Genomic DNA, 13,075 nt, shown 5'->3' on the forward strand with positions numbered 1-13,075 from the left:
GTGTCGGCGACAAAACCACTGCTCCCAGTGGCGTGACGTGCTAGCTTCGGGTCTCATCACCGTGCAGACCAATCGGGATAGCCGCTGTGTTGAACGACATCTACAACTTCTTCCGCGTCAGCGAGCAGTTGGTGACTGCCGGTCAGCCGACTGAAGCGCAATTGCGCGAGGTCGCAGCGCTCGACTTCGACGTGGTGATCAATCTTGCCCTGCACGACGATCCCCGCTACTCGCTGCCCGACGAGACCGGCCTGGTGAGCGGCCTGGGCATGCGCTATGTGCATATCCCGGTGCCTTTCGACGCGCCGCATGCGTCTCACCTCGAGCAATTCTACGCAGCGATGCGCTCTGCCGAAGGGCAGAAGGTGTTTGTGCACTGTGCGGCCAATATGCGCGCGACGGCGTTCGTCGGTCTGTATCTGCTTAGTCGCCAAAGGATGCCGGAAGAGCAGGCGTTTGCCGCGCTGCGTTCGGTGTGGGAGCCGAACGAGGTCTGGTCAGCATTTATCGGCGCCCACATGGAGAAGGCGCATGGCTAGGTGCCTGCAAATCGGCGTATGAGTGAGTTCGCCGAATACCTGCCGGAGTTGTTCGAATCGATGGGCCAGGTTCGTCTGCGACGCATGTTCGGCGGACATGGCGTGTTCCTCGACGGCTTGATGTTCGGTCTGGTGGCGGATGACGTGCTTTATCTCAAGACCGACGACGTAAACCGTCCCGATTACGAACAGCTAGATCTTGCGCCATTCAGCTATGTAAAGGCCGGGCGAGCGATCAAGATGTCGTATTATGAAGCGCCCGCACTGATCTATGATGATGCGGAAGAGGCGGCGATCTGGGCTGCGCGCGCATTCGAAGCTGCGCGGCGCGGAGAGAATCGCAAGTGCTGATTGCCGTGTGCTGACGCCGTAGCACGTGGTGGACACGAGGATGGATTGGGATATCCGACCGAAAAGGCAAGGAGGCAGATATGCAGGACTATGGCCGCTGGGATGCGGTAGCGATGGCCGAACATGTGCGTCGCGGCGACGTGGCGCCCGGCGAGCTCGTGGATGAAGCACGACAACGGGTTGCAGCGGTCAACCCGGCGCTGAATGCCGTGATCGCGTCGATGGATAACTACGCCGAGTGCGTGCTCGCCGGCGTCGACAGGCAGGCGCCTTTTGCCGGCGTGCCCTTTCTCGTCAAAGACCTCTTCCTGCCGATGGCCGGTGAACCGATGTCGAACGGCAGCCGCGCCATGCGTCACTATGTACCGGAACACGATTGCCCGCTGGCGCAGCGGTTTCGCGGGATCGGTCTGGTGACCTTCGGCAAGACAAACACCGCCGAATTCGGCAACGCCTCGCTGACCGCGCCGGTGGCATTCGGTCCAACCAACAATCCGTGGAATACCGATCTCAACGCCGGTGGTTCGAGCGGCGGCAGCGCCGCGGCTGTGGCGGCCGGGATCGTGCCGATGGCCTGGGGCAGCGACGGTGGTGGATCGATTCGGCTGCCTGCCTCTTACTGCGGCGTGTTCGGCTTCAAGCCATCGCGCGGAATCAATGCCTATGCCGATGCCAAGGCCGCATGGGGAGATGCGGTGGTCAGCCATGTGCTGACGCGTTCGGTGCGCGACAGTGCCGCCTATCTCGATTTGATTGTTGACAATCCAATGCGTGTGCGACGGTCCCAATTGCAATCGTTCGAAGGTGGATACCTGCATGCCGTCGAGCGTGGCCTGCACCGCGAATTGCGGGTCGGCCTGCTCATCCAGTCGCCGGTTGGGAGGCCGGTGGCCCCACAGGCGGCAGCCGCCGCCGTACAGACCTCGGCGATCTGCGAGTCGCTGGGCCACGAGGTCGAAGAATTGGAATGGCCGTTCAACGGCAGGGCGCTGATGCGCGCCTTTCTGCGGGTTGTTGTGCATTCGACGGCGCAAGACCTCGACGCCATGGCGCAACTACTCGGTGTGCCGGCGGCTGGCCTCGATATCGAGCTGGCGAACCGTTTCATGGCCACGGCCGGTCGCGGTGTGACCCAAGAGCAGGTCGACGCGGCGTTGCGTGAATGGCGCGAAGCGGCGCAGGCCATGTCGCGCTTGCATGAGCAGTTCGATGTGCTGTTGACGCCCACGGTGGCGACGCCGCCGTTGAAACACGGGGCGCTCGATCCCAAGCCGCTCGAGCGGATGTTGATGCGCTTTATGTCGAGTACCCGCCTGGCCCGATGGTCGGTCAATGATGCCTTGCTCGATTCGATGATCGACAGTTCGATTTACCAAACGCCGTTCACCCCGATAGCGAACATGACTGGGCAGCCGGCGATGTCGGTACCGTTGTTCTGGGACGACGCGCGCTTGCCTCATGGCGTCCAATTCATCGCCGCGCACGGCAACGACGCCCTGCTGTTCGCGCTGGCGGCACAGATGGAGAATGCCTGTCCTTGGATCGACAAACGCCCGCCGGTGTCGGCGGATGCATTGCGGGAAGTTTCTGCCTCGGAGGTTGCCTGACGAGTGTGTAGGAAATTGTCGACACGTTCACCACGGGCCCACATCGGCGCATATTTCGTGGCAGAATTATCCGTTCAGCGAACCGGCTGACGACCGGAAAGAGCGTGCGGCAGCACGCGCGTGCTGACGTAACAATCAAGAATCATAAAAGGCGTGCGCCGTGGAATTACCCACTCATGGCACTGAGCAGTTGTCCGATTTCCGGATCAAGTCGACCCAGGGGGTCGCGATAACCACGCTCATATTGCTGACCCCTTTTTCGATCCACAACTTTGCCGAGGGCAGGATCGTGTTGGGTGTCGGCTCACTGGCGATTGTCGCCATCCTGGCGTTCAAGGCCTGGAGTATCGGGCGTGGACGTTACTATCCCGGCCTGACGTTCTTTGCTCTGGTGCCGATCATCCTGGCATTGTTGGCGGCGGTGTTTTATGAACACGGCATCGTCGGCGCACTCTGGAGTTATCCGGCGGTCATCTCCTTCTACTTCATCCTGTCGGAGAAGAAGGCGTGGATCGCCAATCTGTTGCTGCTGGCGTTGATGTTGCCGATCGCCTGGATGGTGTTGGATCACGCACTGGCGGCGCGTGTCGCGGCTACGCTGCTGGTCGTCAGTACCTTCTCGATTATCTTCATGCGAGTGATCACCAGTCAGCAGGAAAAACTGCAGATGCTGGCGGTCACCGATCCGTTGACCGGGGTGTTCAATCGCACCTTGTTGCGTTCAACGCTCGAGCAGGCCGTGCTGCAGAGCCGGCGCACCCAAACGCCGATGACGCTGATCGCCCTCGACCTGGATCATTTCAAGCAAATCAATGATGACTTCGGACACGATGGCGGCGATACCGTGCTGCGTGGGGTCGGCAAGCTGCTGTCGCATCGCCTGCGTCGCGTCGACCGCGTGTTCCGCCTGGGGGGCGAAGAGTTTCTGGCGCTGTTGTACGGCGCGGATGAGCAGAATGGTCGTCGGGTGGCCAAGGAGTTGTGCGATGCCGTGTCGACCCACTCGTTCTTGGACGAACACCGGGTGACCGTGAGTATCGGTGTCGCCACGCTGCAGCCGGATGAAAATTGGCGTGCCTGGACAAAGCGCGCCGATGAGAATCTGTACCATGCCAAATCGAAGGGACGAAACCAGGTGTCGATCGGGCGCCAGGCGGTGGATGAGCCGCTGGCCGCGACTACCTGAATGGCAACGGGGGGACCTAACGCGGTGTAATGAAGAACCGCATGATGTCGGCGGATGTCTCGCCGTCGGCGACGATTGCCGCGGTCCATTTCGGAATCGCCTGAATCGCCCAGATAATAAACACGACCAACACGATCTTCTTGCCACGCGACATCGCGCTGAGGCGTTCCATCAATTCGCCGGATTGGTCGTCTTTCAAGGTTTTCGGCATCGCATTGCGCCCATCATAGAGGCAAACCCGGGAAGGGAATCCAGGACTCGTTGGCGAAAGCGTAGCACCCCACATAGAGTTGCCACGTTGCGATTTCCGGGGTATTTCGGCAGATACTGAAATGCCACCGGCCCCGTCTGCGCGGGGCCGGGGCTATCGCTCAGTCGCGGGATTTGCCGAAACCGAAGATCATGTGCAGCGACAACAGGGCGACGCCGAGCAACATGGCTCCGACCGTGACGCTGGTTACCGCCTTGGTCAGCAGCGCCTCGTGCGCGGCACCGCGCCCCATCGACGGCGACAACATAAACATGCTGAGCCACGCCAAGGCATAGAAGCTACCGATGCCGATCAGCACCGACGTCGTCATCTTCAACGTGCGCGACATGTTGCTCAGCCCGGCCAGCACGATCATGCCGAGCGCGAAGGCGCCGACACCGGTGGCATGGAAGTGCGCCCGCTGGGCGTAGCGCCAGATCTTCGACTCGCTCTGGTCGTCATGCATGCCTGCATGTTGTGCCACGCCTTCTTTGATGTAGTCCTTGACCGCATCTTCGTTGGCGCCGAACACGACCCCCATACCGATGCCGAAGATCAGCGTCAGCATGGCCAGAATCGCGCCGATGCGGATAGCGTTGAAATCGTAGGTCATTCTCCTTGTCTCCCTTGAGTGTTGTAAGCGCGCCGATGCTAGGCAGTGCAAATTAAGGGTTTCTTAGCGGCAATCGGCGATGCGACTTGGCGCACAGGTCGCGGTCCCAGTGCTGGTGCGTCGACCATCGATATCCCGCCAAGTTGGTGCAGGCTGGGCGCCCTCGCGAGCTACAAGTAGCGGTTTTTTCGAGAAGTTTTCTGGTGGTATGTCTGATGCATAGCCGAAGCGGTATCGATGGTCGGGCTTGTGCTGATGCGTGCGGCGACAGTCGCCCGCCGCACAACGACCCAATAGTCACCCATGCAGGAAGGGGTATGGCGAAAGTGTTTTTCAAAGAGCGGACCAAGGCCCTGGCCAGTGAAGTGGGGCAGCGGGTTTTCGAATGGACGCATCCATCGGCAACGCGTCGCCAGCGTGCCGTGGAGATCTGTCTCGTAGCGCTCAACCTGATGCAGGATCTGCAACTGCATCGCGGCCTGAGCGGTGCCGTGCTCGACGGCGAATCGGCGTTCAACAGCGAACTCGATGCCACTGAACACAAGTTGCAGCGCTCGCTGTATGCCCTGGCCAGTCACTACGGCGAGAAACACCCGGTGTTTCGCAGCCCGCAGTGGCGCATCGTGCTCGGTCGTTGGGAGTCGCTGCGCAACAATTGGCGTGACCTTGATTTCTACACCAATCTCGAAGTGCATGGCGACGTCATCATCGGCATGGTGGGCATCCTCAAGGTGCTGGCAACAGACAATGCCAAGTTGCTCGGCGCTGAGAAGGCCGAGATCCTCAAGGAATGGCCGCGCCTGATGGAGCACCTGGGCATTCTTCGTGCCTGGGGCCTGCACCTGTTGGCACGCAACGGCGAAGCCGAAGAGCGCGTCATCAAGACGATGCAGGTGTCGCGTAGTGCAGCGGGCCAGATCATGAAAGACGTCGCCGACACGGTACCCGACCCATCGGCATTGTCGCTGACCCGCGACGCCCTGCTGCATGCGCGCGCAATCATCGAGAACCCGGGCAACGGCACGGAGCCGCAATCGTACTATGCACAGATGACCGTGGTGATCGACCGCTGGTACGGCATGATCCGCGCCTGCCTACAGGTCGAAGATGAAACCCTGTATCCCTGGCAGAAACGTACGACCACGCAGAGCATGCCGGTGAAGGCCGGTTGAACTGATCTTCTCCTCTCCATTGCGACCTCCGAGGATATTTGACCGCCAACCCCGGCGGTCTTTCTTTGCAGGGGCAATCGCGGCAAAACGGACGTGCGTCAATGTACGCAGCCCGGTAGTTCCGCTACGCTTGTTTTATCCTTTCAGCGAGGGCATGCGTCCCGCTTCCGCCGCAACGGCATGGTAGCCAGCTTGCATTTCGGTCGACCAGAACATGAATAAGTCCTTGGATAATCTGCGCCGCGATGCCGGGTTCAGTGGCGCGAACGCCGAGTATATCGATCAACTCTATGAAGCCTTCCGTGATTCACCGGAGAGTGTCGCGCCTGAGTGGCGCAGCTTTTTCTACGGTTTCGAACAAGGGGCAGGCAGCAACGGGGCGCCGGGCACGGTCCCGACCCAGCCGGGCGTCATCGCCGACCCGCTGACCGGTGTCGAACGCCTGATCATGGCCTATCGCATGCTCGGCCACCTGCATGCCGATATCGATCCGCTCGGCCTGACGGAACGACCGCGGCCAAAAGAGCTGACACCCGAATACTACGGCCTCGACGAGCAGGCCCTGGCGCAGGAGATCGATGTCGTCTCGATCGATGCCGAGCGGCCATTGCCGGTCACCGAGGTGATCGATGCGCTGGAGCGTGTCTATTGCAGTACCGTCGCCAGCGAGCACATGCATATCTCGGCATCGGATGAACGCCGCTGGATCGAGCGCCGCCTCGAATCGACGCGCGGCTACTGGGCCGACCAACACAGCGCGGCGGTGCGTATCGATACGTTGCGCGATCTGACTGCCGCCGAAGGGCTCGAACGCTTCCTGCACCGTCGTTACGTCGGCCAGAAAAGGTTCTCGCTCGAAGGCGGCGATTCACTGATCCCGTTGCTCGACGAGATCGTGCAGGGCGGCGGTCAACGTGGGATCACGGATATCGTGATCGGCATGGCGCACCGCGGTCGCCTGAACGTGCTGGTCAACCTGCTGGGCAAGGCGCCCAGCGAGTTGTTCTCCGAGTTCGAGGGGAGTCACGGCAGCGACCAGCGCAGCGGCTCGGGCGACGTGAAGTATCACCAGGGTTTCTATTCCAACATCCAAACGCCCGGCGGCCCGGTGCACCTGTCGTTGGCATTCAATCCTTCGCATCTCGAGATCGTCGGCCCGGTGATCGAGGGCGGTTGTCGTGCGCGCCAGGACCGTCACGAAGAGGATGCGACCGATCTGGTCCTGCCGGTCATCGTGCATGGCGATGCGGCGTTCATCGGCCAGGGAGTGGTCACCGAAACGCTGAACCTGTCGAAGACGCCGGCTTACGGGACCGGCGGTACGCTGCACATCGTGGTCAACAACCAAATCGGCTTCACCACCAGTCATCCGCAGGAGGCGCGTTCGACGCTGTACTGCACTGAGGTCGCCAAGCTGATTCAGGCCCCGATCTTTCACGTCAACGCCGATGACCCGGACGCGGTACTGTTCGTCACCCGGCTTGCGCTCGACTACCGCCGGACTTTTCACAACGACGTGGTCATCGACCTGGTCTGCTACCGACGCCAGGGGCACAACGAAGCCGACGAACCGATGATGACGCAGCCGCAGATGTACCATCGTATCCGCAACATGGATACGACGCGCACCCTGTACGCCAAGCGCCTGGTCGAAGAAGGGCTGATCGCCGCTACCGAGCCGGACAAGATGGCCGAGGCGTACCGCCAGTCGTTGGAGCACGGCAAGGTGGTGGTGCGGGAGTTTCTGCATGGCTCGCGGACCGGCTACGAGGCGCACTGGGAGCAGTACCTCAACGCCCGACCGGGCGACATGGTCAATACCCAGGTACCGATCGACCGCCTGCGCGAACTCGGCGAGCGTGCCATCCGCGTGCCGGATGGATTTGAGTTGCAGCGCGGCGTGGCGAAGGTCGTCGAAGAGCGGCATCGCATGCTCGCGGGCGAGCAGCCGCTCGACTGGGGTATGGCCGAGATACTGGCCTATGCGACCCTGCTCAAGGAAGGACATGCGGTGCGGCTGTCGGGGCAGGACTCGATCCGCGGAACCTTCGCCCACCGCCATGCCGCCTATCACGATCAAAACAACTTCGAGACGCATATTCCGTTAACCGAGCTGTTCGAAGGACAGCCACGTTTCGAGGTCATCAACTCGATTCTGTCTGAACTTGCGGTACTGGGTTTCGAGTACGGCTACGCGACCTCGATGCCCAACACCCTGGTGATCTGGGAGGCGCAGTTCGGCGACTTTGCCAACGGTGCGCAGATGGTCATCGACCAGTTCATCGCCAGCGGTTACCTGAAATGGGAGCGCCTGTGTCAGTTGACCTTGTTCCTGCCGCACGGCTTCGAAGGTCAGGGGCCGGAGCATTCTTCGGCGCGCCTCGAACGTTTCCTGCAGTTGTGCGCCGAACTCAATATGCGCGTCTGGGTACCGACCACGCCGGCGCAGTTCTTCCATCTGCTGCGTGACCAGATCAAGCGGCGTTTTCGCCGACCGTTGGTTGTTATGACGCCGAAGAGCCTGTTGCGTCATCCGCTGTCCAAGTCGTCGCTGGATGCCCTGAGCAATGGAGCGCTGGCCGTCGTGCAGCCCGAGATCGATGATCTCGAATCGGGCAGGGTGCGACGGGTGGTGCTGTGCAGCGGCAAGGTGTATTTCGATCTGCTGGTCGAACGGCGCGAACGCGGCGCGGACGACATCGCGATCATGCGGGTTGAGCAGTTGTACCCGTTTCCGCGCCGTCGTCTCGGCGAGTTGCTGTCGAAGTACGCCAAGGCGCAGGAGATCGTCTGGTGCCAGGAAGAGCCACGTAACCAGGGCGCCTGGTATCAGATTCAGCATCACCTGCGTGTGCTTACGCGCGACGACCAGACCCTGGGTTATGCCGGTCGTGCGCCTTCTGCATCGCCGGCCTGCGGTAATGCAGCCCTGCACCGTATGCAGCAGCAGGCGCTGGTCGAGGCGGCCTTGTCCGATGAGCCGGTAGAAGATCCTGGTGAACGTCTGGACGATACCGACGAGCATCACCTGAACTGGTAGCCGTCGGCAGCACTTGTGCGATTCACGACAAGGCCTCGGGTCTTGTCGCAGTTATTGCGTGACGAGCGGACGCGAATCCCCGCCAAATCAACACCTTGGAGATCGGCATAGCGCTTGCTTCGTGCTCAGGCATTGAATCCCGTGCTGCCTGCGGTGCGCGTTCGGGCCGAACGTGCGCCGCACTAGGAAATGTGATGAACCCAGACACTGTTGGCCGGTGGGTGGCCGAACACCCCTTGACCCCGATCCATGTCGACTGTGCAACCACCGTGATGCTCAAGATTCTCGACGGCAAGTGCAAGATGTATCCCGAAGAGAAGATCGTCATGACCTTGCTCTACGACCAGGTCAAAGGGTTGTGCGGCGAATTGTTCGACGATGGTATGCATCGGCTGATCGCAGAGGCACGCGGCAATCTCAACGACGAGATGCGCAACCGGATCTATGAAAAGCGCGTGCTGGCCGAGACCGTGTTGTCACGACCGGTCATGAAAGGTTTCAAGGCCTCGATCCGTCAGCAGGGCTTGTTCGACCAACTGCCGGAGCGGACCACCTGATGCGCGGCGAACCGCAACCGGTGTGCGCATCGAGCGCGCTGGCCAATAACAGCTACGTCGGCTTTGACGTGGTGTATCGCGGTGAGGCACGCAAAGCGATCGTCGTCCGCCATCAGGGGGTCGCCTACGCCTACTTGAATCAGTGCGTGCACATGCCCAGAACACTCGATTGCGAGCAGTGCAATGTATTCGACGAGTCGGGCAGGTACATCCGCTGCACGATGCATGGCCTGATCTACGAACCGGACACCGGGATGTGCCGCAGCGATATCTGCGCCGGCGAGTCGTTGACTGCGCTGAAGATCGACGAGCGCGACGGCACCATCTTTCTGATCGAGAAACACGGACGCTGCCATATCACACCGGCCTGACTGCGCACGGGGATTGTAAGGATTGCGACAATCGCCGGGCGTCGGCCTGCTTTGTCGCCGCACGTGCCCGATCGCTGACCCGCGCAAGCATTTGAAATCAACAGCTTGGCAGCTCGCTTCTGAGCTGGTTCGGTAATTGCAACGACGTGCTTAGGGAGCATATGGCTCCTCGTACCAAGCAACTCGGAGCACTTCATGAAGCAGGTCGGGATCTTTTTCGGAACGGACTCGGGTACGACTCGGCTGATCGCCAAGAAAATCGCCAAGAATCTCAAGAAGCGTCTCGGTGACGATGCGGTCGCCAAGCCGATCAACATCAACCGCGTCGGTATCGACGACCTGCTCGGCTGCGATAGCCTGATCCTGGGCACGCCGACCTACGGCAAAGGTGTGTTGCCGGGCAAGCCGAATCGCAACACCGAAGAAAGCTGGTTTGAATTCCTGCCGCAACTGACCGCCGCCGACCTGTCGGGTAGAACGGTGGCGCTCTACGGCCTGGGTGACCAGGAGAGTTACCCGGAACACTTCGTCGATGGACTGCGTGATCTTTACGATGTCGTTACCGCGAGCGGCGCCGACGTCATCGGTGCATGGGATGCGGGCGACTACGAATTCGAAACATCGCGCGCCGTGATCGACGGGCGCTTTGTCGGGCTGGTGCTGGATCAGCACCTGCAGCATCTGAAGACCGACGAACGTATCGATACCTGGCTCGACCAGATCGTCGATGAGCTTTTCGCCGGTGATGTCACACCGGTTCGTGCCAATGCCTGAGGTTGTTCCAAATGCAAGAAGAAGTCTTTCACGAAGTCGCCGATGAATTCATCAATCTCGCCAATCAACTCAGCGAGGATTGGGCGGTGCCGATGCTTAGTGCAGCCTTTATGTATGCCGCCGCCCGCTACAACGCTTTCAATGCCGTGGATGGCACCGACGACAACGACACGCGCAGTCGCGCGGTGAATTTTCTTTGCGATCAATACCGCAAGATGTTGGAAGAAAACCTGGCGGAACTCGCTGCCTCACACTGAGCGCAATCGAAGCTACAATTGACACGCTGGCAAACCGGCCGGGTTGAACAACCCGGCTGCGCCGATTGGCCGGCGCAGGACGACAACGGTTGATGGTCCAGGGGTAGCGGATGTCCATAGATCATAAACACGCACTTGAACTGGCACGCGTGGGCAAGTGGGATGAAGCCCATCGCTTGGTGCAACAGGCGTCAGACCGGTCGTCATGTCTCGTGCACGGCTACCTGCATCGCGCCGAGGGCGATATGGGAAACGCCTCATATTGGTACCAGCGCGCCGGCGAGGAGATGCCGGAGAATTCGTTGCAGGCCGAGTGGCAACGCCTTTACGGCTTGATGGATAACGCACGCTAGCGCAAACCTTAACGCTTTCTTGCATTGCCACCCTGAATGTCATGTTTTTACCTTGGGAGCGTCGTTCCTTAGCATGGCCTGTGCTTGTCGCTATCCCGGTTGCGCTGCGATATCCTTCGACCCGTCGAGATGGTCTGCGCCAAAAGGATTGGCGCGCAAAACGGAAAGGAGTTCCAGTGGATTACCGAGATCGCCGGGGGCAATCCCCGCATGCACACGCCGATCGTTTGCCCCAACTCGAAAACCGCGTCGATCTAGAATACCTGCTACTGCATGGCGGCCTCGAAATCGGCTGGGCGGTCGGCCTGCGTATCTGGTGGAGCATCGCCTGGCGCACGGTGGTGGTTACCCTGTTGTCGGTATTGGCCGTCGGATCGATGGCGGCAACCTATTTGAATTACGTGGGCGGTGAATGGCCGATCAGCGCGATCATCAACACCCTGATGCTTCTGTTCAGCGTGCCGGCCGGGATCTGGGCGGTGAAGTCGGTGCTGAACAAAGATTTTCGCGACTACCGCCTGCTGTTACTGCCTTCGCATCGCTTGCTGATCGAGCGTGAGCGTTCGGCGAGCGACCGTCGTTAGCCGGCCGGCCGGGTACCGCGCCGACCACGTATCTAAACGTCGGCAATTACGACGGTGTTTTCGGGGTATGCTTGCCTTTCGTTCTGCCAGAATAAGGTTGGCCGCGCGAGAGTCGCGGTCAACACACAACGCGGAGAGCAGGCCATGCCGGAGCGGTGGTTACAAGTCAAAGGCGACCCGTCGGTCAGGGCGTTTCTGTTTGAGCAGACGCGCGCTCAGAGCCTGTTCGATGAGCAGCTCGACAGTGTGTTTGGCATCATGCACCAGTTGTTCGTCGACAAGGGTGCCTATCACGTCAAGGCGCACTTCTCGTCGTCGCAATTGACCTGCTGGTTCTACGACGACCCCTACAGCTACCGGGTCTATGTGCGTGAGGAGGTGTTCGACGACCACTTCCTCCCTTCGTTGCCAAGCCTGTCGTACGAGGGCCGTAAACCGCGCATCGCAATCGCCGACCTCGACCGCGTTCTCGCTGAGTTCAAGCGCCTGCGCCTGACGGACGAACAGATCTACCTGCGCAGCGCGTCGATCAATCGCATCAATGGCATGATCGGCATGACCTTCTCGTGTGACGGCAGCCATTACATCGACAGTGAAAACTTCTTCCGCCGCCTCGACTGTTTCGGCAACGAGTAGACTCGGCGTCCGGCCCGGCGGCGTTGCGCCGGCGCGCTCTCGCACAATCGGCGATCTCTGCTAGCTTTCAATAACCACCGCCATTTCTCTATCGAACCGACAGGCGGTGGATTATCGGAGGAGAGTAATGAGTAAGATCGTAGACGAAGTAATGACCGCCAATGCCGAATACGTGTCGAGTTTCGGCGACAAGGGCAACCTGGCGATGCCGCCTGCCCGACATTTCGCCATTCTCACCTGTATGGATGCGCGACTCGACCCAGCCAAGTACGCGGGCCTGGCCGAGGGCGATGCGCACGTCATCCGCAATGCCGGGGGACGCGCCAGCGATGACGCCATCCGCTCGCTGGTGATCTCGTACAAGCTGCTCGGTACCAAGGAGTGGTTTGTGGTTCACCACACCGATTGTGGCATGGAGACTTTCACCAACGACGTGATGGGCGATCTGCTGGCCAGCAGCCTGAAGACATCGACGGTCGACGCCAGCGGCTGGCACGATAGCGGCAACGGTGAGGGCACGACCGACGGCAAGTTTATCCAATGGCTGACGATCAGCAATCTCGCGCAGAGCGTGGTCGACGACGTGAAACGCATCCGCAACAGTCCGATGGTGCCGCAAGAGATTCCAATCTACGGGTACGTTTACGACTGCAAGACCGGCAAGTTGAACGAGGTCGCAGAGGCGACGGCCGCGGGTCGTCCGAGCTGAGTCATCATCTGAACGATATGTCTGGCGGCAGGGAAGCCGCGAATCCGGGTCACTCGTCTTCTCTTTACCTTGCAAA

16 protein-coding genes are annotated in these 13,075 nt (G+C 60.4%); 14 read left to right on the plus strand and 2 right to left on the minus strand.

What is annotated here, in order from left to right; all coding sequences use genetic code 11:
* Window positions 1-86 precede the first annotated feature (86 nt).
* The 4 genes from B1781_RS09685 to B1781_RS09700 all read left to right on the plus strand — a co-directional run bounded on the left by B1781_RS09685 (window position 87) and on the right by B1781_RS09700 (window position 3,683).
* Window positions 87-539 (plus strand): protein tyrosine phosphatase family protein, encoded by a 453-nt coding sequence (locus B1781_RS09685; protein ID WP_078119475.1) that lies wholly within the window; start codon window positions 87-89, stop codon window positions 537-539.
* 18 nt (window positions 540-557) lie between these two features.
* Window positions 558-890, plus strand: coding sequence for a TfoX/Sxy family protein (locus B1781_RS09690; RefSeq protein ID WP_078119476.1), 333 nt, complete (start codon window positions 558-560; stop codon window positions 888-890).
* 80 nt (window positions 891-970) lie between these two features.
* Window positions 971-2,497, plus strand: a complete 1,527-nt coding sequence (locus B1781_RS09695) for an amidase (protein ID WP_078119477.1) — start codon at window positions 971-973, stop codon at window positions 2,495-2,497.
* 160 nt (window positions 2,498-2,657) lie between these two features.
* Window positions 2,658-3,683 (plus strand): GGDEF domain-containing protein, encoded by a 1,026-nt coding sequence (locus tag B1781_RS09700; protein WP_125931997.1) that lies wholly within the window; start codon window positions 2,658-2,660, stop codon window positions 3,681-3,683.
* A gap of 16 nt (window positions 3,684-3,699) precedes the next feature.
* Here the strand turns inward: B1781_RS09700 and B1781_RS09705 are convergent, their stop codons facing one another.
* Both B1781_RS09705 and B1781_RS09710 read right to left on the minus strand, forming a co-directional pair.
* Complete coding sequence (locus B1781_RS09705; protein WP_078119479.1) at window positions 3,700-3,894, minus strand: hypothetical protein; 195 nt, start codon at window positions 3,892-3,894, stop codon at window positions 3,700-3,702.
* A 160-nt stretch (window positions 3,895-4,054) separates the two neighbouring features.
* Window positions 4,055-4,546, minus strand: coding sequence for a hypothetical protein (locus B1781_RS09710; protein ID WP_078119480.1), 492 nt, complete (start codon window positions 4,544-4,546; stop codon window positions 4,055-4,057).
* Between the two features lie 317 nt (window positions 4,547-4,863).
* Here B1781_RS09710 and B1781_RS09715 point away from each other — a divergent pair, with 317 nt between their 5' ends.
* From B1781_RS09715 to B1781_RS09760, 10 genes are all read left to right on the plus strand, one after another.
* Complete coding sequence (locus B1781_RS09715; protein WP_078119481.1) at window positions 4,864-5,718, plus strand: nitrate- and nitrite sensing domain-containing protein; 855 nt, start codon at window positions 4,864-4,866, stop codon at window positions 5,716-5,718.
* 214 nt (window positions 5,719-5,932) lie between these two features.
* Window positions 5,933-8,758: a 2-oxoglutarate dehydrogenase E1 component gene (locus B1781_RS09720; protein WP_078119482.1), complete on the plus strand. Its 2,826-nt coding sequence runs from the start codon at window positions 5,933-5,935 to the stop codon at window positions 8,756-8,758.
* 194 nt (window positions 8,759-8,952) lie between these two features.
* Window positions 8,953-9,315 (plus strand): hypothetical protein, encoded by a 363-nt coding sequence (locus tag B1781_RS09725; protein WP_078119483.1) that lies wholly within the window; start codon window positions 8,953-8,955, stop codon window positions 9,313-9,315.
* Window positions 9,315-9,686, plus strand: a complete 372-nt coding sequence (locus tag B1781_RS09730; RefSeq protein ID WP_078119484.1) for a Rieske (2Fe-2S) protein — start codon at window positions 9,315-9,317, stop codon at window positions 9,684-9,686. Before B1781_RS09725 ends, B1781_RS09730 begins: the two co-directional genes overlap by 1 nt.
* A 195-nt stretch (window positions 9,687-9,881) precedes the next feature.
* The gene (locus tag B1781_RS09735; RefSeq protein WP_078119485.1) at window positions 9,882-10,460 is read left to right on the plus strand and encodes a flavodoxin; all 579 of its coding nucleotides are present in this window, start codon (window positions 9,882-9,884) and stop codon (window positions 10,458-10,460) included.
* A gap of 11 nt (window positions 10,461-10,471) precedes the next feature.
* Complete coding sequence (locus tag B1781_RS09740) at window positions 10,472-10,717, plus strand: DUF3144 domain-containing protein (protein WP_078119486.1); 246 nt, start codon at window positions 10,472-10,474, stop codon at window positions 10,715-10,717.
* A 110-nt stretch (window positions 10,718-10,827) separates the two neighbouring features.
* A complete protein-coding gene (locus tag B1781_RS09745) occupies window positions 10,828-11,070 on the plus strand; it encodes a hypothetical protein (RefSeq protein ID WP_078119487.1) in 243 nt (80 codons plus the stop codon).
* Between the two features lie 176 nt (window positions 11,071-11,246).
* Window positions 11,247-11,654 (plus strand): hypothetical protein, encoded by a 408-nt coding sequence (locus B1781_RS09750; protein ID WP_125931998.1) that lies wholly within the window; start codon window positions 11,247-11,249, stop codon window positions 11,652-11,654.
* A 144-nt stretch (window positions 11,655-11,798) separates the two neighbouring features.
* On the plus strand, window positions 11,799-12,290 hold the full coding sequence (locus tag B1781_RS09755; RefSeq protein WP_078119489.1) for a hypothetical protein: 492 nt from the start codon (window positions 11,799-11,801) through the stop codon (window positions 12,288-12,290).
* 127 nt (window positions 12,291-12,417) lie between these two features.
* Complete coding sequence (locus tag B1781_RS09760; protein ID WP_078119490.1) at window positions 12,418-12,999, plus strand: beta-class carbonic anhydrase; 582 nt, start codon at window positions 12,418-12,420, stop codon at window positions 12,997-12,999.
* Window positions 13,000-13,075: the final 76 nt, after the last annotated feature.

This window comes from Thiosocius teredinicola, assembly GCF_002009425.1.
Lineage (GTDB): Bacteria > Pseudomonadota > Gammaproteobacteria > Chromatiales > Chromatiaceae > Thiosocius > Thiosocius teredinicola.